The organism is Acinetobacter sp. C15 (assembly GCF_013420645.1).
Taxonomy (GTDB): domain Bacteria; phylum Pseudomonadota; class Gammaproteobacteria; order Pseudomonadales; family Moraxellaceae; genus Acinetobacter; species Acinetobacter indicus.
Genome location: NZ_VOXR01000017.1, coordinates 1 through 21,051, shown reverse-complemented (window position 1 = coordinate 21,051; position 21,051 = coordinate 1). Strand labels below are relative to the sequence as shown.

General features: G+C 47.8%; 17 protein-coding genes. 7 read left to right on the top strand and 10 right to left on the bottom strand.

From position 1 onward, the window contains the following. Window positions 1-255: 255 nt before the first annotated feature. Both rho and trxA read right to left on the bottom strand, forming a co-directional pair. Window positions 256-1,524, bottom strand: coding sequence for a transcription termination factor Rho (rho, locus tag FTT63_RS08460; RefSeq protein ID WP_005182456.1), 1,269 nt, complete (start codon window positions 1,522-1,524; stop codon window positions 256-258). A gap of 327 nt (window positions 1,525-1,851) precedes the next feature. Beyond that, window positions 1,852-2,178: a thioredoxin gene (gene trxA / locus FTT63_RS08455; protein ID WP_016659515.1), complete on the bottom strand. Its 327-nt coding sequence runs from the start codon at window positions 2,176-2,178 to the stop codon at window positions 1,852-1,854. A 265-nt stretch (window positions 2,179-2,443) separates the two neighbouring features. Between trxA and ppx the strand changes: the two genes are divergently transcribed. The 5 genes from ppx to FTT63_RS08430 are packed head-to-tail and all read left to right on the top strand — an operon-like array spanning window position 2,444 to window position 7,566. Next, a complete protein-coding gene (ppx, locus tag FTT63_RS08450) occupies window positions 2,444-3,964 on the top strand; it encodes an exopolyphosphatase (RefSeq protein WP_005182484.1) in 1,521 nt (506 codons plus the stop codon). 33 nt (window positions 3,965-3,997) lie between these two features. Continuing rightward, window positions 3,998-4,822 carry an acetyl-CoA carboxylase carboxyltransferase subunit alpha gene (locus FTT63_RS08445; RefSeq protein WP_045795976.1) on the top strand — a complete coding sequence of 275 codons (825 nt, stop codon included), beginning with the start codon at window positions 3,998-4,000 and terminating at the stop codon, window positions 4,820-4,822. After that, window positions 4,759-6,108, top strand: a complete 1,350-nt coding sequence (gene tilS, locus FTT63_RS08440) for a tRNA lysidine(34) synthetase TilS (RefSeq protein ID WP_127801705.1) — start codon at window positions 4,759-4,761, stop codon at window positions 6,106-6,108. Before FTT63_RS08445 ends, tilS begins: the two co-directional genes overlap by 64 nt. A gap of 30 nt (window positions 6,109-6,138) precedes the next feature. Next, on the top strand, window positions 6,139-6,969 hold the full coding sequence (proC, locus tag FTT63_RS08435) for a pyrroline-5-carboxylate reductase (protein ID WP_005182498.1): 831 nt from the start codon (window positions 6,139-6,141) through the stop codon (window positions 6,967-6,969). 27 nt (window positions 6,970-6,996) lie between these two features. Then, window positions 6,997-7,566: a YggT family protein gene (locus FTT63_RS08430; protein WP_005182501.1), complete on the top strand. Its 570-nt coding sequence runs from the start codon at window positions 6,997-6,999 to the stop codon at window positions 7,564-7,566. A 139-nt stretch (window positions 7,567-7,705) separates the two neighbouring features. On the opposite strand, the gene polA is transcribed toward FTT63_RS08430, so the two are convergent. Next, window positions 7,706-10,468 carry a DNA polymerase I gene (polA, locus tag FTT63_RS08425; protein ID WP_127799096.1) on the bottom strand — a complete coding sequence of 921 codons (2,763 nt, stop codon included), beginning with the start codon at window positions 10,466-10,468 and terminating at the stop codon, window positions 7,706-7,708. A gap of 162 nt (window positions 10,469-10,630) precedes the next feature. On the opposite strand from polA, the gene FTT63_RS08420 reads away from it, so the two are divergent. Next, window positions 10,631-13,351: a DUF2339 domain-containing protein gene (locus FTT63_RS08420; RefSeq protein ID WP_127799098.1), complete on the top strand. Its 2,721-nt coding sequence runs from the start codon at window positions 10,631-10,633 to the stop codon at window positions 13,349-13,351. A 41-nt stretch (window positions 13,352-13,392) separates the two neighbouring features. Here FTT63_RS08420 and FTT63_RS08415 read toward each other — a convergent pair whose 3' ends face one another. Continuing rightward, on the bottom strand, window positions 13,393-14,316 hold the full coding sequence (locus tag FTT63_RS08415) for a mechanosensitive ion channel family protein (RefSeq protein ID WP_005182510.1): 924 nt from the start codon (window positions 14,314-14,316) through the stop codon (window positions 13,393-13,395). A 9-nt stretch (window positions 14,317-14,325) separates the two neighbouring features. Continuing rightward, window positions 14,326-15,129, bottom strand: coding sequence for a hypothetical protein (locus FTT63_RS08410; RefSeq protein WP_034598323.1), 804 nt, complete (start codon window positions 15,127-15,129; stop codon window positions 14,326-14,328). 123 nt (window positions 15,130-15,252) lie between these two features. On the opposite strand from FTT63_RS08410, the gene gspE reads away from it, so the two are divergent. Next, window positions 15,253-16,740, top strand: a complete 1,488-nt coding sequence (gspE, locus tag FTT63_RS08405; RefSeq protein WP_075167381.1) for a type II secretion system ATPase GspE — start codon at window positions 15,253-15,255, stop codon at window positions 16,738-16,740. A 37-nt stretch (window positions 16,741-16,777) separates the two neighbouring features. On the opposite strand, the gene FTT63_RS08400 is transcribed toward gspE, so the two are convergent. From FTT63_RS08400 to FTT63_RS08380, 5 genes are all read right to left on the bottom strand, one after another. Beyond that, window positions 16,778-17,167, bottom strand: a complete 390-nt coding sequence (locus FTT63_RS08400) for a DUF4951 domain-containing protein (protein WP_180192170.1) — start codon at window positions 17,165-17,167, stop codon at window positions 16,778-16,780. A gap of 92 nt (window positions 17,168-17,259) precedes the next feature. Continuing rightward, complete coding sequence (locus tag FTT63_RS08395) at window positions 17,260-18,084, bottom strand: carbon-nitrogen hydrolase family protein (RefSeq protein WP_127799100.1); 825 nt, start codon at window positions 18,082-18,084, stop codon at window positions 17,260-17,262. Between the two features lie 24 nt (window positions 18,085-18,108). Then, window positions 18,109-18,630, bottom strand: a complete 522-nt coding sequence (gene gigB / locus FTT63_RS08390; RefSeq protein ID WP_005182525.1) for an anti-anti-sigma factor GigB — start codon at window positions 18,628-18,630, stop codon at window positions 18,109-18,111. Window positions 18,631-18,744: 114 nt separating this feature from the next. Then, window positions 18,745-19,713, bottom strand: a complete 969-nt coding sequence (gene gigA, locus FTT63_RS08385) for an RsbU family protein phosphatase GigA (RefSeq protein ID WP_016659506.1) — start codon at window positions 19,711-19,713, stop codon at window positions 18,745-18,747. Window positions 19,714-19,817: 104 nt separating this feature from the next. Next, window positions 19,818-20,735 (bottom strand): VacJ family lipoprotein, encoded by a 918-nt coding sequence (locus tag FTT63_RS08380; RefSeq protein ID WP_180192169.1) that lies wholly within the window; start codon window positions 20,733-20,735, stop codon window positions 19,818-19,820. Window positions 20,736-21,051: the final 316 nt, after the last annotated feature.

Sequence of the window (21,051 nt, the reverse complement as noted above, 5' to 3'; positions counted from 1 at the left end):
CTCTAAAAAAAGCCGAAAAAAGCCCTAAAATGCGTTGTTTTTTAACAGAAAAAAACAATCAAGAGTTCAGTTTATATTGGCGAAAGGCGATTTAAATCATTAAAAACTATAGGGTTTTTTTGAAATACTTATTTATAATCATTTACTTAAAAATAAGTTTACACAGAAAACGTCCAATTGTGTCTTTATGTAAAGATGGTCAACCGAAATAAAAAAGCCATCGTTATACGATGGCCTTTTTAAAAAGTTTTGATCTTAGTTGCTGGCTTTACGCTTCATATGATCAAAGAACTCGTCATTGGTTTTGGTTTCTTTCATACGATCCAGCAGGAATTCCATGGCTGCCAGTTCATCTTGGGTATGCAGCAGCTTACGCAGAATCCAGACCTTACGCAGGTTGTCTTCAGACATCAGGCGCTCTTCACGACGGGTACCTGATTTCTTGATGTTCATGGCAGGGAACACGCGTTTTTCGGCAATACGACGATCAAGCGTAATTTCCTGGTTACCGGTACCTTTGAATTCTTCGTAAATCACTTCATCCATCTTGCTGCCGGTTTCAATTAACGCGGTTGAGATGATGGTCAGTGAGCCGCCTTCTTCAATATTACGTGCGGCACCAAAGAAACGCTTTGGACGTTCCAGTGCGTGAGCATCGACACCACCAGTCAGGACTTTACCTGAAGATGGCACCACGGTGTTATAGGCACGCGCTAAACGGGTAATCGAGTCAAGCAGAATCACCACATCTTTTTTGTGCTCCACCAGACGCTTGGCTTTTTCAATTACCATTTCAGCCACTTGTACGTGACGGGCTGGAGATTCATCAAAGGTTGAGGCAACCACTTCACCACGCACGGTACGTTCCATTTCGGTCACTTCTTCCGGACGTTCGTCAATCAGCAGAACAATCAGGAATACTTCCGGGTTATTACGTACAATCGACTGGGCGATGTTTTGTAATAACATGGTTTTACCAGCTTTTGGCGGCGCTACAATAATTGAACGCTGGCCTTTACCAATTGGCGCAACCAGATCCACCACACGCGCGGTTAAATCTTCAGTGGTGCCGTTACCAAGTTCCATGACCAGTTGTTCGGTTGGGAACAGCGGGGTCAGGTTTTCAAACAGGATTTTATTGCGCGAGTTTTCTGGCGTGTCGTAGTTAATCTGGTTAACTTTTAACAGGGCAAAATAACGTTCGCCTTCTTTTGGTGGGCGAATGGTGCCGGTAATGGTGTCACCGGTACGCAGGTTAAAACGACGAATTTGCGAAGGGCTGACATAGATATCGTCAGGACCGGCTAAATAAGAGCCTGCTGCAGAGCGTAAGAAGCCAAAACCATCTGACAGAATTTCGAGCACGCCATCACCAAAAATCTCTTCGCCATTCATTGCATGACGTTTTAAGATGGCAAAAATAATGTCTTGCTTACGGTTACGAGCCATTCCTTCAAGGCCCATAAACTCGGCAATCTTGATGAGTTCGCCAATCGGTTTTTTCTTGAGTTCGGTTAAATTCATAGGTGATCAGATAGAATCAAAAATTCTGGGGTACAGGTTGGAAGGGAAGCAACATTTGACCGCATGCAGGCAATAAAACGAACGCAATTGTATTTGCACAATAACAATTCAGAGGACTGATTAATTGTTTCAGAGAAAAATGTGAAAAAACAATTTCTGTTGCCGAGCGGCATTTTTGTGTTGTGTCTTTTAAGAAACGGGCGGGACGGGAAGTCCTTTATTTCTTGAGCAAGCAATATAAGAGAGAAACGCCGATTTGTCAATTTATAGACGAAAAAAATACGCTATGAAACATAGCGTATTTTAATTTTTCTAAACAGACAGGATTTAGATGTTTTCATCAATAAATGCAGTCAGTTTCGATTTTGGTGCAGCACCAATCTGCTGGGCAACCACTTCACCATTTTTGAACATCAACAGTGCAGGGATGTTACGGATGTTGTAGTTCACGGCAGTTTGTTCGCAAGCGGTCACGTCAACTTTCACAATTTTAACTTTGCCTTCATATTCAGTCGCCAAAACTTCAAGTACTGGCGCAATTGCCTTACAAGGCGCACACCAGCCCGCCCAGAAGTCAACCAATACAGGTGTTTCAGATTGAAGAACGTCTGCTTCGAAGTTTGCATCCGTTGTGTTTACGATGTTGCCAGACATGGAATGTGCTCCAAATGAATTTTTGTATAGATAGCTATATTTATTAGTATTACATAGCCATCTAGAACAATGTAGAGGAATATGTAAATTTTCGATCTTTCCTGTGAATTTGTCTAATTGATGCTCACGATGCTGATGATCGTGTCACACAATTGTCACATCTGCCGAAAATTTAAATACTCATCGAAATGTGCGCACAAATGGCTTTTAAATTGCATGTATGTGAATTACTCTAGGCACAATTCTGTATAGGTTTGTTTGAAGAATGTCTGATTTTTTAATTGATGAAGAGTTACTTGCAGCCATCGATATGGGGTCGAACAGCTTCCACCTGGCCATTGCCCGTGTGGATCATGGTGAAGTAAAAAAAGTGGCATCAATGTCAGAAAAAGTACAGCTTGCCGCTGGTTTAGATGAGAATAAAAATTTAACCGAAGCCGCACAGCAGCGCGGTTTAGCCTGTTTGGCACGCTTTGTCGGACGTTTAAGCGCTGTACAGCCGAACCGTTTACGTATTGTTGCCACCAACGCCTTGCGTCAGGCCAAAAACGGACATGAATTTATTCAAAAAGCCGCAGAAATCTTGCCAAAACCCATTGAAATTATTGCCGGTCGTGAAGAAGCCCGCTTAATTTATCTGGGTGTGTCGCACACCATGGAAAACAGTGGTCGCCGCCTGGTGATTGATATTGGCGGTGGTTCAACCGAGCTGATTATTGGTGAAGAATTCGAACCTATTCATACCGAATCTTTACAGATGGGCTGCGTGGCCTATACCAAAGCCTTTTTCGCCGAAGGTGAAATTAACCATAAAAGTTTTGACAAAGCCGTGTTTGCCGCACGCAAAGAATTATCCACCATTGCCAATACCTATAAAAATGCCGGCTGGGATACCGTAGTAGGCTCAAGTGGTACCATTAAAGCCTGCCGCCAGATTACCGTGAATATGGGCTGGAGCAATGCGCAGGAAAATCTGACCCGTGAGGGCCTGGAAAAACTCAAAGATAAACTGCTTAAATACAAGCATGTCTCTGAAATGGACTTTGACGGTTTAAAAGAAGATCGACGAGCAGTTTTGCCAGCCGGGATTGCGATTTTATATGCAGTTTTTGATATTTTAGATATTGATAAACTGGTTTATTCCGATGGTGCCTTACGTGAAGGCGTAATGTATGACCTGCTGGGCCGTTTCCAGCATGAAGATATCCGGGACCGCAGTGTGCAGGCGCTGATGGGCCGTTATAACGCCGATCCGAAACAGGCAGAACGTGTGGTCAAAACCGCGCAGCACCTGTTTGAAGGCGTGGCCGCGGAGCTGAAATTGACCAGCGATGACAGTGATTTACTGCGCCGCGCGGCCTATTTACATGAAATTGGTCTGGCGATCAGTCATGGTGGCTATCATCGTCATGGTGCTTATTTATTACAACATTCGGATATTCCGGGCTTTTCACAAATTGATCAAAACCATCTGTCGCATCTGGTTGCGCATCATCGCCGCAAGCTGCGTCAGGACGATAAAATTGATGTCAACAAGGTCGGTGGCCATAAATTAATGCATTTATGTCTGCTGCTACGCCTAGCAGTTTTAGTCAATCACAGTCGTAGCGATCAGATGCTTCCTGCCATTGAATTGAGTGTTCAGAATGCGCAACAATGGCAGCTCAGCGTTTCGGGTGATGCTAAACAATGGCCATTGCTTGTCGCTGAATTGCACGATGAACAAGTGCAGTTCAAGAATTGGGACATTGAATTAAAAATTCATTCGGAACAATTTGTCGATTAACGTTTTGGTTAATTTAGGGATAACAGTCGACTTATGAAAAATAAAGCTGCTCAATCAAAAGCATGGACAACGGTCCAAATTGCACGTCATCCAGAGCGTCCGCAATTCCTGGACTATGTAGGCGAAATTTTCACTGAATTTGATGCGCTGCACGGCGACCGTTTATTTGGTGATGATGGTGCAATGGTGGGTGGCTTGGCACGCTTCGATGGTCAGCCGGTCATGGTCGTGGGCCAGCATCGTGGTCGCAGTACCCGCGAGAAATTGCAGCACAATTTCGGCATGAGTAACCCGGAAGGTTACCGTAAGGCACAGCGTTTGCTAGATATGGCAGAACGTTTCAAGCTGCCGGTCTTTACCTTTATTGACACCATGGGTGCTTATCCGGGTGTGGGTGCAGAAGAACGTGGTCAGGCGGAAGCGATTGCCACCAGTCTTGCTCAATTATCGAACCTGAAAGTGCCGGTCGTGGCAACAGTTCTGGGTGAGGGTGGTTCAGGCGGTGCCTTGGGTATTGGTGTGGCGGACCGTGTGGTGATGTTATCTCACAGTATTTATTCAGTAATTTCTCCAGAAGGCTGTGCATCTATTTTGTGGAAAACTGCTGAAAAAGCAGAACAAGCAAGTGAAGCATTGGCACTGACTGCTGAAAAATTACAGCAGATGGGCATTGTTGAATATGTGGTTGATGAAGGTGAGGGAGCTCACTTGCAACCAGAAAAAGTCATGCAAGATTTAAAAGCCGTGTTAAAACAGGCTCTAGAAGAATTGCAACCGATGGATGCACAAGAACGATGCGAAGCACGTTACCAGCGTTTGATGAAGTTTGGCAGCGACAATTTAGGACTGGCGTCTTAACCCAGATTCAGTCTTTTCCAGAAGATACGCATTTTCTCATCGGATGTAGTGGCGGCATGGATTCCATGCTGCTGCTGCATCTGATGGCGTTTTTATGCCCGGAAAAAGTCCGGGCCATTTATATTGATCATCAATTGCAGCCTTCTAGTCAGGCCTGGGGCAAATTTGTCCAGCAGTATTGTCGGACCTTCAATATTCCTTGCATCATTCAAGCGGTACAGGTCGCCGAAGGCAATCTGGAACAGCAGGCACGCGCCGCACGTTATCAGGCATTTCAGCAGCATATTCAAACCAATGAGATATTGGTACTGGCCCATCATCAGCAGGATCAGGCAGAAACAGTGTTATTGCGCCTGTTTTCTGGTGCCGGTATTCCTGGCTTGTCGGCCATGAAAACTTTCGATTCACGTCCTGAGCTGTCAATCTGGCGGCCGTTATTGGCTTTATCGCGTGAGCAGATTCAGACCTGGTGCCAGCAGCTTTCGATTCCACATATTCAAGATCCGACCAATCAGGATATTCACTACGACCGGGCCTGGTGTCGGGAACAGTTGTGGCCGCTGTTAAATGCACGGTTCCCCAAAATGCAGCAAAGCATTTGCCGCAGCAGCCAGCTGATGCAGGATGCTGAGCAGATTTTAGCCGAAGTATTGCTGCAGGATTTGGCCAGCTGTGGCGATGCCAAGCATCTGGATTTACACCGTATTCAGCAATTGTCAGAGGCACGGCAACGCCAGTTACTGTCGTTCTGGATGAAAGGGGACAGCCAGTACCGGCCAAGTTTTGACATGGTGCAGCGTATTCAGCAGGAAGTGATTCAGGCCCGGGCCGATGCGCAAGCGGCTTTGCATTGCAACGGCTTTTATTATGTGCGCTATCAAAATGTCATTTACCGTCTGCCTCAGCTGGAATATTTGGCCAGTCAACAGGCCATCCCTGCGCGGGAACAGGTGTGCTGGCAGTTGGGGCAAACCCTAGATTTACCTGCCGGACAGTTTCAGTTGAATGCACCGCATCAGGTTGGTTTGTCTTTTGCATTACTCCAACAAGAATTGACTTTAAGTACGCGAGTGGGCGGAGAAAAAATCCATCTTCATGGACGGGTCGGGGCCTGGCCATTAAAAAAGGCGATACAGCAGGCACAAATTTTTCCCTGGAAGCGTCATACAATTCAAATATTAAGCAGAGATAATGTTATGCTAGGGGTTTTCACGCCAAAAGGGTTTTGGGTGGCAGATTCTGCCTATTGCGAACCGGATGGCTGGCAACCGACTTTAATCTCTTAACTATAAAGAACTCAACCAAGAGTGTGAATCATGAGTGCAGTGTTAAATTGTAATATTAGTTTTATTGGTGGCGGAAATATGGCACAGGCCTTAATTGGTGGCCTGATTGCACGTGGCATGCCTTCAACGCGTATTACAGTTGCTGATCCGGTCGAAAAAATCCGTTTGTTGCTTGAAGAAAAAGATGTACATGTGACCGAAGACAACCAGGCTGCCATTCGTGACGCCGATATTGTGGTGTTCGCAGTCAAACCGCAGGTGCTGGCCAGCGTGCTGCAACCGCTAAAAGGGCAGTTTGAAGGCAAACTGGTGATTTCGATTGTTGCCGGTGCAGAAATTGCCACCATTTCGGCATTGCTCGATACCGACCGTGTGGTGCGGGTGATGCCAAATACCCCGGCACTGGTACAAACTGGTGCGCATGGTTTATATGCGCATGATGCGGTCGATAGCAAAGACCGTGAATTGGCAAGTCAGGTTTTGGCTGCCACGGGTTTAACAATTTGGGTAAACTCTGAAGCGCAAATTGATGCAGTCACGGCAGTATCCGGTTCTGGCCCGGCTTACTTTTTCTATATGATGGAAAGTATGATTCGTGCCGGCAAAAACTTGGGCCTGGATGAAAAAGTGGCAACGGCTTTAACCTTGCAAACTGCGTTGGGTGCGGCACAAATGGCAATTACCAGTTCCAATACCCCGGCAGAGCTGCGTAAAAACGTGACCTCTCCAAACGGGACCACGCAGGCAGCGTTGGAAGTGTTTGACCGTGCGCAAGTGTCGCAGAATATTCAGGCGGCGTTGGCGGCTGCCAAAACACGCAGTCAGGAACTGGCTGCCGAGCTGAGTGACAGCATTAAATAAAGTATTTAATTTTAGGAACGTTCAAGTATGGGTGCAAATTCTGCGCTAATTTTTGGCATCATCATTAACGTAGCGATTTTGCTCGTCTTCTTCCGTTTTCTCATGCAGCTGGCTGCGGTGAGTCCTTATAATCCGGTGGTGTTGTCTACGATCAAGGCCACGAAAATTGTAGATGTATTTAGCCGTATTTTCCCGACCGTGGCAAAAGGCCGGGTGAATCTGGCGGCATTGGCGCTGCTGGTGGTGCTTTATCTGCTGAAAAATTACGGCATGATGTATTTAAACGGGGCGATGCCTAATGGCCCGGTACATCTGCTGATTCTCACCTTTGTGACCATGATTCAGGACCTGCTACGTTTCTGTCGTTACCTGATTTTTGCCACCATTATTTTAAGTTGGGTAGTGATGTTTACCCAGTCACGCGGGCCTTATATTGAAGTGATTCAGGAGCTGGCAGAACCTTTACTGGCGCCGTTTCGCCGGATCATGCCGAATATGGGCATGATTGACCTGTCTCCAATTCTGGCATTTCTGGCGTTATATATTGCTGAAATTCTGATGAACCAGGTGGCGATTGTTTTGCTGACCGGCTTCTAATAAATTCAGCTCAAGAAAAAAAGGACTCAATTGAGTCCTTTTTTATGGCTCAAGTTTTGAGGTGAAGACCTTGATATTTCGCCCAAGAGGCAAATGACCTTCAGCCCAGCCTTCCTCCGAGGAGGAAGGTGGAAAGACTTTAGTGTGCTTCATCCCAGTTCTGGCCTTTACCTACTTCGACCACCAGCGGAACAGACAGTTCAATCACCGACTGCATTACTTCGGCCAGTTTGGGTGCCAGTTCATCGGCGACATTGGCATCGACTTCAAACACCAGTTCATCGTGCACCTGTAGCAGCATTTTGGCCTGATGGCGTGGCAGCATTTTATCTACCTCCACCATGGCCATTTTAATAATATCTGCCGCAGAGCCTTGTAAGGGCGCATTAATTGCTGCACGTTCTGCTGCTTTACGCACCATCATGTTACGGGCATCAATATCCGGGGTATATAAACGGCGGCCGGTCAGGGTTTCAACAAAGCCTTGTTCCAGAGCCACCTGACGGGTGCGCTGCATATATTCATAAATGCCCGGATAACGCTGGAAGTATTGCTTGATATAGTTCTGCGATTCTTCCCGGGTAAAGCCCAATTGACGGATCAGACCAAATTCGGACATACCATATAACAGGCCGAAGTTAACCGCTTTGGCCTGGCGACGCTGATCCGGCGTGACATCTTCCAGGGCAATATTCAACACTTCTGCAGCGGTACGGCGGTGTACATCCTGACCATGATTGAAGGCATCAACCAGCGCGTCATCTTGCGAGAAATGCGCCATTAAACGCAGTTCAATTTGCGAATAGTCGGCAGCCAGTAACACGCGGCCTTCTGGTGCAATAAAGGCTTTACGAATTTGACGGCCAATATCCATACGCACTGGAATATTTTGCAGGTTCGGATCGGTCGAAGACAGACGGCCTGTTGCGGTCAGTGCCTGATGATAACTGGTATGCACGCGATGGCTGCTGCTATTAGCCTGCTTTTGTAAGCCATCGGTATAGGTACTTTTCAGTTTAGACAGACCGCGATATTCCACAATCAGGCTGGCAATCGGGTGCTCAATCTTTTCTAAAATACTTTCACTGGTGCTGTATTGGCCGGTGGCAGTTTTCTTGCCGCCTTTGATGCCCAGCTTTTCAAACAGGATTTCGCCAACCTGTTTGGGCGAGCTGACATTAAACGGCTGGCCGGCCAGTTCAATAATCTGCTGTTCCAGTTGCAGCATGGTATTGGAGAATTCTACGCCCAGCTGATCCAGGAAATTCAGATCCAGCTTGATGCCGTTTTCTTCCATCTGGGTTAGCACGCGTGCTACCGGCATTTCAATATGATGCAGCAGATTGCTTAGTTCCGGATGACGCTGCAGCTTTTCATTCAGCACTTCATACAGGCGATACGTCACATGTGCATCTTCGGCGGCATAATGCGCGGCTGTTTCAATCTCGATCTGGTTAAAGGTTTTCTGTTTGGCGCCTTTACCGGCAATCTGTTCATAGGTGGTGGTCAGGTGACTTAAATACAGACGCGCCACATCATCCATCCCATGACGGGTGGCGACAGAATTTAAGACATACGAGGCCAGCATGGTGTCAAAGTACCAGCCCTGTAAGTGAATACCGTGGTTTTCCAGCACATGTGCATCATATTTTAAATGATGGCCAATTTTTTCAACCGCTGGATTTTCCAGAATCGGTTTGATCTGCGCCAGCACCGCTTCACGGTTTAACTGTTCCGGTGCGCCGGCATAGTCATGCGCCAAAGGCACATAGAAGGCTTCCGTAGCATCAAAAGCCACCGAGAAGCCGACAATCTGGGCAATCCGATAATCTAGGCTGGTGGTTTCGGTATCAAAGGCAAAACGTGTGGCGGTGCTTAAACGCTGGAATAGCGCATCCCAGTCTGCCGGGCTTAACACCGTATGATAGGTGGCTTCACCTAGCTGGTCTTCACTGCTGCTGAGCTGGGCCTGATCTTCAGTAGCGACTTCTGCGGCCGCTGGGGTTTGGCTAATGGCCTGGCTGACCTGTTTATAGCTGTTGCTGTTCGGGTTGTTCGGATGATCGAGCGACTGTAGCTGGTTCCGGAACTCCAGTTCGGTATACAGACGGCGCAATTCTTCGGTATTCGGATCGCATAGTTTCAGATCTGCAAAGGTCAGGCCCATGTCCAGATCGCAGACAATACTGGCCAGTTGATGATCAATGGCAATACCATCGACATTGTCTTTAATATTCTGGCCAACGCGACCTTTAATTTTGTCGACATTTTCTAGAATTCCGCCTAAAGAGCCGTATTCAGTCAGCAGTTTGGCGGCAGTTTTAGCACCCACGCCCGGAACACCCATAATCCCGTCCGAGGCATCGCCCATCAGGGTCAGATAATCAACAATCTGATTCGGCCAGACGCCAAATTTCTCAAAGACACCCTGCACATCCATTGGTTTCTCTTTGAAGCTGTCTTCCAGCGTAACTTTGTCGGTCACCAGCTGAGCCATGTCTTTGTCGCCGGTGGAAATTAACACCTGATGACCTTCGGCTTCGGCGCGTTTGGCCAGCGTGCCAATAATATCGTCGGCTTCGGCACCCGGCAGCATATAAAGAGGAATCCCCAGTGCGCGAATTAAGGCGTGTAAATAAGGAATCTGCTGTGACAGTTCATCTGGCATACTTGGACGGTCACCTTTATAAATGGGTGACAGTTCGTGACGGAACGTTGGTTCCGGGGTATCAAAAATCACCGCCATATGGGTGGGCTGGGTACGGCGCATCAGTTTCTGGATTGCGGAAATTGCCCCACGGATGGCGTTGGTATGTATACCGGTTGACGTGGTTAAAGGGGGTAAGGCGTGAAACGCACGAAATAAAAAATAAGACCCATCGACCAAGACAAATGGTGGCATTGAAAGTTTCCTAATCCAAAAAACCTGTTTATTGTACGTGATTTTACACACGCACGCTGAGTGATGATTGTATATGCAGGTTACCGAATATCTGATGAATATAAAATAAGCACTGTGCAAGTTGTTGTATGATCAGCACAATTAATAAAGGAATAAAACAAGATGCTGAGAGGGCAGAGCGAAATCCGCATGATCTGGTTGATGAGCCTGATGATTGTCGCCATCAGCGCGTGGTTTTTATCATTTCCACTGCTGACCTATGTCTGTGGTTTTGCACTGCTGATGAGTGTCATGCACTATGTCGATGCTATTCAGCAACCGGCCCAGGCGCTAGGCGAACAAAGATTAATTGCATTTCGTGCCACCTCCAAAGTGCCGCTGTATCTCTCCTCGATTATTGCCGTGGTCGGTGGGCTGCTGGATTGGGGCTGGATGATTGCCGCTGGCGCTGCGGCCTGGATTTTCTTTTTTCTGCGCTGGCTGCGGCGTCTGGAACAGTATTTGGGTCAGATTCAACAGGCCCAGCATTTTTTGCCGCAGCCGGCTTCTTCGGTACAGTCGGACATACCGCCTTTACCGTTTAGTGCAACAGCTGAAGCTGCACCAGCGCCCGCTCCCAATTTAGTCCAGCAAATCAAACACTGGATTTTTGAGGGTAATCCGGTGCTGAAAACCGCGATTTCTATTCTGGTGATCGGCATTATTCTGCTGCTGCGTTTTGCCACGGAACATTGGCAGCTGAGCCTGGCCACCAAACTGGCCATGGTCGCGCTGAGTAGTGCTGCCGTGACCGGACTGGGTTATCGCTTGCAGCAGCGCAATCGCAGTTTTGCCCTGGGGCTGGAAGGGCTCGGGCTGGCAGCCTTGTGTCTGACCTTATTCTTTGCCTATTACAATGCAATAATTCCAAACTTGCTGATTGCCAGTGGCTATTTTCTGCTACTAATGGCCCTGACGTTATGGCTGAGTTTAAGACAGCAGTCGGTTGAACTGGCGTTAATGGCCATGGTGATGGCCTATCTTGCACCATTTACCTTACCGGTGCGTGATGCAACTGCACCGGAATTTATTGGCTATTATCTGGTGATTAATATTGCGGTGGCCGTGCTCAGCAGCCTGCGACCGTGGAAGTTTCTGAATCAGATTGCTTTTTTAATGACCGTGCTGGTCGGTGGCAGCTATGCCTTTGTGCATGGCAGCGATGCTGACCGCGACCTGATGACCGTGCTGATTCTGGCACATGCCGCTATCTTTATCTGGCTGGGTTTTCGTTTTAGCCAGTTATTGGCACAGCAGGATTTAGACAAGTTTAAGCTTAAACCGGCGCTGGATATTGGGCTGATTTTTGCTGCACCGTTGCTGGCCTATAGCAGTTTATATGTGCTGCATTTCCAGGACACAGCCTGGCAGGCGGGCCTCAGTCTGCTGTTTGCACTGCTGTTCGCCGTGTTGTACCGATTATCCAGAAACCATCAAACGGTACAGCTAATTGCGCACAGCTATTTAAGCCTGACCTTAATTTTTCTGGCCCTAATTCCGCCGATTTTATTGCCGGCTGAAAAAAGTGTCATGGGCTGGGCCATTGAAGGCCTGCTGATTTTCCTGTTGGGGCTGGTGCGGCAGTCCAAAATCAGTCTGTATCTAGCCATGGGCCTGCTGGTCGTGGCGGGGCTGTCGAGCCTGTATTATCTGGTGGAGCTGATTGTATTTCCACGCGCCATGTTCTGGGTATTGTGCCTGAGCTATGTGGGCGTGGTATTGCTGTCCAATAGCCGGCTGCAATTTCAGCAACAACTTAGTAGCAGTATGATTGGCTTTCAATGTCTGCTGATGTTGCTGGCGACCACCATGCTGCTGGTGCTGCTCCAAGATGAATGGTCCGGCGAGCTCAGTGCGGTGCTGAGCCTGTTCAGCCTGAGTCTGGCCTATTGGGTTGTGAATGAAATCCTGTTACGCCGACAGGCCGGGGTGGCCTGGTTATTCAGCAAATGGTCGGGCCTGGTTCCCTTGCTGCTGTTTGCGGCAGGAATTGTCATGCTGCGGATGCAGCAGGGTAGTATTGTCTGGGCATCTTTCAATGAGCGGCTGTTGTTTGCCGGAGCTGGCATCATCCTCAGTCTGCTCTGGTTAAGGCCGCTTTTAGGTGTACGAACCGAAAAAGAATGGGTCAGTGCCGGTACTTTACTCAGTCTGCTACTGACCAGTCTGACTTTATTACCGCAGCAACCGTATATCAGTATGGTGATTTTACCGCTGCTGTTTTGCGGCTGGTGTTACTGGCAGGCACAGCCCGACTGGCAGATGTTCTGGCAGGCCCGAAGCAGTTTGCTGTTGATGCTGGCCTGGATGATCTGTTCGCAGCTGTTAAGCCAGCAGGCGTTTCATGGCTATCTGCTGCCCATCTTAAATCCTTTTGATCTGGTCAGCATCGCCATGCTGGTCGGCTTTTTATGGATGCTGTCGTTACAGGTTAAGGCCGGGCTGGACCGCAGTATGGCCGCAGTGTTGATGGTGCTGAGTTTATTGTGGCTGAGTAGCTATATTGTGCTGCGTGGCTTGCATGTCTATGTGGGAACGCCGCTGAATGAACTGGCGCTGTGGCGTAATGGCACGGTGCAACTGAGTTTGACTTTACTTTGGGTCAGCCTGGCATTTGTCACCATGAGCTGGGCCAGCCGCAAACAGTTACGCTCGGTCTGGGTCCTGGGCGGCAGTATTCTGGTGATTGTCAACTTAAAGCTGGTGCTGTTTGATCTGTCGCATATTGGCACTTTAACCCGGGTCATTTCATTTTTAGCTGCCGGTGCGGTGATGCTGATTATTGCCTATATTGCGCCAATGCCCGATCCAGAACAACCGGTTGAACGCTCACCCTCTGAATAGAAAAAGCCTTCTCTTGGTGGAGAAGGCTAATATTACAAAGTTTATTTTACATCCGGTTCACGTTTCAGGGCTTTTTCATTGGCATATTGATCAATCTCTGCATTTTCCAGCGGTCGGGACAGCGGATGATCGACAAAGCCCATTTTCGGTACCGGAATTTCAATCTGGTTATCGACAAAGCCATTACGAATCCGTTCCTGCATTTCATCACGCACTCGCAGGAAGTTTTCCTGCTGGCACCAGATCGCAAATAACAGTTCAATTGAGGATTCTCGGAAGGCAGTTACTGTCACCGCAGGTTTCGGATCGGCCAGCACCAATGGATATTTATTGGCCACATCCAGCAGCACTTCACGCACCTTGATAATATCTTCATGGAAATTAATGGCCAGAGTAATTGGAATCCGCCGGATCGGGAATTTGGACAGGTTGTGTACCGGCGCCCGAATCAGCTGTTCGTTCGGTAAACGCACATACACGTTGTCCTGGGTGAGCAGTTTCACCGAGAGCAGGTCAATCGAAATCACTTCACCTTCTACGGTATGACCACGAATGAGGGTAATCTGGATGGTGTCACCCACTTCAAAGGAACCTTCACCAATCAGGAACAGACCGCTGATTAGGTTGGAAGCCGAAGTTTGTGACGCGAAACCCAACGCCACGGTTAAGATACCGGCTGCACCCAGGAAGACACTAAGTTTAAAGCCGGCTTCTTTCAGGCTGGCCATCACAAAAATCAGGAAAATAAAATAGAAAATCCCGCGACGCCAGACCAGACTCTGATGCGCATTAAAGCGTTTACCAATGGTGCGGATAAAGGCATTAGAGACAAAACGCGCCACCAGAAAGCCTAAGAAGCACAGCACCAGCGCCACCAGAATTTCAGTCAGGCGCTCGGTGTTGATATTGGTGAAAATCCCTTTCAGGCTATTGGTAATTTCTTTAGGGATATTGGAATCGGCCATGTCTACTCCCTAGAAGAATGAATCAAACATATTAAATAACGCCCCCGCGGTTTCACGTGGCGGATGCACATAAATCACTTCACCGGCATGCGGTGGGGTACGGTTTTCAATTCGTACCCGTGGTGGCCGGTCAGAACCTTCGTGCAAGACTTTAATTTGGGAGGTCCATAAACGTCCGGTACTTTCACTAAAAAATAGCGGCAGTGCCGGCACCGGTACATTCATCCGGTCAAAGCGCAATTGCTGGTTGCTGATATTATGAAACTCGATAGGCGTAATGGCACGAAAAGCGCGCGGGCGTAGCTGGTGCAGCTCGGTCCGGCCATCCACCGCGGTGGCATAACAGATTTCGCCATAACGGTGATTCGGTCCAAACCAGGTATCTTTGGGCAAAATCACCGGCAAATCAAAAATCGGCTCGCGCTGACCATCGACAAAACCGGCAATCCATAACGGGGTACTAATGTACAGCGTGCCACGCTGGCCAGCCGGAATATAAATCGGATCGACCGGTTTAATCACCACTGAACGGTCTGCCAGACGTGGCATCAGCTGGAGTTTGTTGGTGGTCGATTTGAACATGTAGCGTTCAATTTTCACCGGCTGCGGAAAGGAAAAATTCGGGTCATTGATGCGATGCCATTGTTGTTCATAGTCATACTGCACCTGCGGACGATGATATTCCAGACGCCACTCCTGCATGCCGCGTGTTAAACGAAACAGCAGGGAGCCAAATTGCCAGGCTTTGGGCTGATGCAGTTCAAACTCGTGTTCGCCCCACCATTTTAAATCGGGCAATTCATCATGATTCAGTAATTCATTCGGATGCGGCAAGGGCGTCTTCCTTTCAATTTAAAACCCTAAAAACAGACTTCACGCTGTCATAAGCTTAGAGTACACTCAAATGAGATTTTTTCATCATTATTATAATCGCTGATGCAAGTACTTAAACAATTACAAATTCCCTATAGTTTTGCAAAACGCCATGGCGTGCTAATTCGCTATGAGGGGGATCATGCTTTTATCGTGCGCCGTGAAAATACGCCGCTGCTGGCTATTCAGGAGGCGCGCCGTTTTCTCGGGCATCCGGCCCAGTTCCAGTTATGTACCGATCAGGAATTTCATCAGCTGTTAAGCAGCAGTTTTGCCGGCGATACCGGGGAATCACAACAGGTTGCGGCAGGTCTGGAAGATCATCCGGATTTACTCAGTCTGGCCGACTCGGTGCCTGAAGCCGAAGATTTAATGGATCAGGAAGATGATGCGCCCATTGTCCGGCTAATTAATGCACTGCTGTCCGAAGCCATTCGGGTCGGTGCGTCGGATATTCATATTGAATCGTTTGAAAAACGCTTATCGGTGCGTTTGCGGGTAGATGGACAATTACGTGAAATTGTACAGCCGCGTCGTGAGCTGGCGCCGTTACTGGTATCGCGGATTAAAGTCATGGCCAAACTGGATATTGCTGAAAAACGCATTCCGCAAGATGGCCGTATTTCGCTGCGACTGGCGGGCCGTGAAGTCGATGTGCGGGTATCGACCTTGCCATCTTCGCATGGTGAACGGGTGGTGATGCGTCTGCTGGATAAACAGGCCGGACGGCTGAACATGACCCATTTGGGCCTGATGCAAAATGATTATGACCGGCTAAAACAGCTGGTACATCGTCCGCATGGCATTATCTTGGTGACTGGTCCAACCGGTTCGGGGAAAACCACGACTTTGTATGCAGCACTATCGGACCTGAATGATGGCTCGAAAAATATTCTGACCGCTGAAGACCCGATTGAATATCAGCTGGAAGGGATTGGGCAGACTCAGGTCAACACCAAGGTCGATATGACTTTCGCGCGTGCTTTAAAAGCCATGCTGCGTCAGGACCCGGATGTGGTGATGGTCGGGGAAATCCGTGATCTGGAAACTGCAGAAATTGCGGTACAGGCTTCGCTGACTGGTCATCTGGTATTATCAACCTTACACACCAATACTGCGATTGGTGCCGTAACCCGTTTAAAAGATATGGGCATTGAACCTTTCCTGCTGTCCAGTTCCCTGATTGGTGTGATTGCGCAGCGTCTGGTCCGAACCTTGTGCTCGCACTGTGCCACCTGGCATGATGCCGATGACTTTGAAAAAGAACTGTTTAAACCTGTTAGCAGTGAAACCATGTTGCGCCTGCCGAAACCGAAAGGCTGTGAGCAGTGTGCGCATACCGGATTTACTGGCAGGACCGCCATTTATGAAATTGTACCGGTAGATGATCACATGCGCCGCCTGATTCATGGCAATGCTGCAGAGTATGAACTGGAAAACTATGCGCGCCAGCAATCTGGTTCGATTCGTGAAGATGGTTTGCGTAAAGTACTGGCCGGTAAAACCACAGTCGAAGAAGTGTTACGTGTCACCAATGAAGCGGCAGACTAGCAGAGCTGTAGAGCCTGTTTAAAAAAATCGTCAGTCCCTACCACAGGCTGACGATTTTTTGCATTAAGAGGGCGCGTAAGGGTGCCGTCGGATTGCCGGGATTGCGCTGGCTTTCATGAGTATAAAATGCCTGCCAGGCCTGTACCATCTCCAGGGTTAAACCTTGAATTTGCATCTGATGCACATCGGCAGCTGTGATGGAATCTAAACGCGCTTGCGCACCTTCCGGGCCGCTGCCCCAGCCAATCAGTCCCTGTCCAAAGGCCGGAAGATTCATCTGATTCGGTGTGGCTGGAACCGGCAGACGTGCCATCTCCGGATTGACCTGAGAATAAATCACAGGACACATTTTTTCAGAAATACTTAGCTCGGCCAAGGCCAGTGTCGAGCACAGCAGCCCCAGACTGGTGATCACGATTTTAAACATCAGGATAATTTGTTGTTGAAAATAAGAATCATTATTATATGCAAGTTGAAAGCTTACGTCGATAACAATATCAGCGAGATCAAGGGAAAGACTTAATAATTGACTAACACGCGATGCTGCATTAAAGGCATTGACTCGCGTACCTGTTGCTGTTCTTTCAGGTCAAATTCGACTGTAATCAGTTGCGCGCCTTCGTCCTGCACCATGGCCAGTAATTGTCCACGGGAATTGGTCGCACCAGAATGACCCCAGGTTTGACGTTTTTCGCCGTGCCAGCCTTGCTGGGCAGCACCTAAAACCTGACACTGACTGTCCATGGCACGTGCTTGTAGCAGCAGCTGCCAGTGCATCTGGCCAGTGGTGTAGGTAAAAGCAGAAGGTGCTGTCAGAAGATTGGCGCCTTGTGCACGCAGTTTTAGCGCCAGTTCCGGGAAACGTAGGTCATAGCAGACCATCAGGCCAATAGTACCAAACGGGGTTTTGGCCACCACCACATCTTGGCCTGGTTCAAAGAATTTGGATTCCTGATACCCCCCGACTGCATCACCGACCTGTACATCAAACAGGTGAATCTTGTCATAACGGGCTTCGGTTTTTTCAGGACTGATACACAGGCTAACGGTACGTACCCGGCCATCTTCAATGACCGAACCATCCGGGCGGAATGGACATGGCAGGGTACCCGCCACCAGCCAGATTTGATGCTGATGGGCCAGTTGTTCCAGACGTTGTTGAATAGATTCAAACTGGGCTGCAGTTTCGCGCTGCTTGCCGGCAGCAAAACAGATAAAATTTTCAGGAAGAACCAGCAGTTCACTGCCGGCGGCTTTACTCTGCTGAATCAGCTGCTCGACTGTATTGAAATTGGCTTCAATATCATTTTGCGAGTTCATCTGTGCAACAGAAACGAAAGTCATGCAGGCATTCTCCCAAACTGAAAATTATACGTTTTGCTGATTAGACACCTGTTCCAAGTTGTCCTGTTCTTTTTGTAGCTGTTTGACCAGGGGTTCAAACATATTCTGGTTGCTGTCGTTGAGTTTCATCAGGGTTTTGTGGGCATCCAGTACGGTCGAGAGCATATTGCTATGCGTCACATGCTCTTCAATCAGGGCACGGGTGCAGACACTCGGATCGCCACAGTAATTCAGAATCACAAACACCTGCCCCAAGCCCATGCTATTGGCCAGTGTGGTGATGTCCGGATTGGTCGACAGCATAACCGCCTGAATCTGATGTACCTGTTTGAGTTTTAGCCCGAGTTTTGCTAAAACACCCAAAACAGTACTGTCAATAAATGTGGTTTGAGTTAAATCGACAATGGCGCCGACCACATTGGTTTGCTGTTCAATTTTACTGAGTAGTTTGTCTAAACTGATACAAGATTGGGCACGCACTTCGCCGATCAGCTTGAAAATATGCGTTCCATCCAAACTTGCGTATTCAACATGACCTGTTGACATATAAATGCCATTTGCAGAGAAGGATAGATAAAATTATCCCATAGGGACACCACAGACTCAAGTGTCTGCTATGGACATAAGTCTAAGGATGGTTTTAAGTGGTTGATTAAGTGATTAATTCAGTCGGCACAAACTGAGGATGGCAATATCGTCGGCCACGTGTTCTGGCGCTTTAAAGGACTGATTCTGCAAGTGATAGACCAGTTGTTCAAACTGTTCATTGAGTCCGCCAACATAGGGTTCCAGCGCACCATCTGAACAGATAATAAAGCGCGCCTGACGTGACAGCACGCATTCATATTCTTCTACTTCCAGGTCTTCGGTCAGGCCCAACGGGAAGCTGCTGGTGTTTAAGATTTTCGGTGGCTGATTTGGCTCAAAGATAATCGCAGGCGGATAATGTCCGGCACTGGACCAGCGCAGCTGATGGGTTTCCAGGTTTAAAATCCCGCTAATCATGGTGATATGCTTTTCAATATTTTCCTGTACCAGCATCCCGTTCAGTTTTTTCAGTAACTCGCGCGGGGTTTTGGAGCGGCCATGAAAAGCCGCCATCCACGAGGTTAATAAACTGCTGGTTACCCCATGTCCGGACACATCGGCCAGATAAAAAATCAGCTCTTTGTCACTAATTTTCCAGTAATCGAACCAGTCGCCAGATAAATAGGCCGAAGGTTGAAACAGGGTTTCAATTTCATAATTGACCAGTTCAATCGGATTCGGCAGCAAACGTTTTTGTAACTCTGCAGCCGAGGGTAAATCACGGCTGTCCTGATTGCGTTTATATTGCGCATCAATTTTAAGCAGGGCCTGCTGCGGCTCTGCTGGCAGTTTGCTCCAGATCCAGCCGGCCAGAGCGCCTTGTTCCCAGGCTTGCGACAGGGCCAGACCTTCATCTTCAAAGCCCAAAACAATGGTCGGTAAATTCCAGCGATGGGTTAAATAATCCTGTACATCGGCAATGGCAATGATGGTCTGATCATATAGGTCGATGTCATCTATGCGAATCATTTGCACACTGGGCAGTGTGTCAATCACCTGATCTAGATAGGGAATATCACGTGTGGGCTGAATGAAATACATAAATGTAGAATATAATCCTATGCGCTTTAGGGGATAGATGTACTATAACAATCAATGAATTACTAGGGGAAGTTGAACTTCCCGCCAGAAAGAAGTATTACAAATTATTCAGTGAGCGGTGCAACTGAATCAAAGTTTTCTTCATCTTCGATGTAGTCGTCTTCGACATCTTCAATAAATGAAATGCTCTCGGCCTCTAGGCCTTTTTTCTCGGCAATTTCAAAGTTTTTACGCTGCAGGTAAATATCACGGATGGCGGCATAGCGATCTCCTTGTAACACCTGTTCTACATCCAGAATCTGGGAGCGGGCATCAATGCCGCGTAAAGCCTGCTCGGTCCAGTACAGTCCATCATGATCTTCTAGAATGTATTTTTGTGGACGGGCCTGACTGTCAGCCAGACGGCCAAAACCATCACGGAAGGTACTAGGGCCAATAATCGGCAAAACCAGATACGGGCCAGACGGCACCCCGAAATAGCCTAAAGTGGTACCAAAATCCTCATCTTCAGTTTCCATTCCCAAACGACGGGCCGGATCAGCCAGACCTAAAGTGGTGATGGTATTTACAGTAAAACGGCCCAGCGTTTTTGCTGCTCTGAGCGGACGGCCCTGAATCAGCTGGTTTACTGCATTCCATGGTTCACCCAGGTTTTTACGGAAGTTACGATAAGAACCACGCACATCGCCAGGAACTTTTTCTGTATATTGCACAGCCAGCGGACGGGCGATATTGCGGTCTAACACATCATTTAAGGCATAGACCTGACGGTTTAAAGGTTGTAGTGGATCTTTAACACTTTCCGGTTGTGCGGCATTGGCATTCACTTTCAAATCTTGTGCTTTAATATTTTTCAGCTCTTTTAAGGATTCAAAGCGTGAAGGGGCTTTGCTGGTTGCTGCAGATGAGTCTGCTTCTGCTGTGGTGCGGGTAGAACTGTCTACTGCAGATTCATTGGCAAAAGCAGGGGAGGCCATCCCTAAAGTCAGCAGGCTAATCCATACATATTGTTGTTGACGCATAAAAGATCCTAGTGCTTTGAATACTGAAAGCAAAAAAGAGAAAGCAGGGTCATTCGACCCAGCGCACATTTTAAGAGAGTATTTAAACACTTTTGGCCGAAATTTATAGCTAAAAAAGGTAAAATGAATAAAAAATAATCGGATGATTAAATTTTTTTATCAAAGGGCTTGCAAGCGTAAATATTTCGCCTATAATGCACATCCATCGGCGGTGATGTTGATAAAAACTTGTTGATAAACAAGGATTTAGCTAAAATGGTTGAGTTCTGGTTTAGGTGGTAAGTTTAGAAATAAAATCAACATTGCATGTTGACTT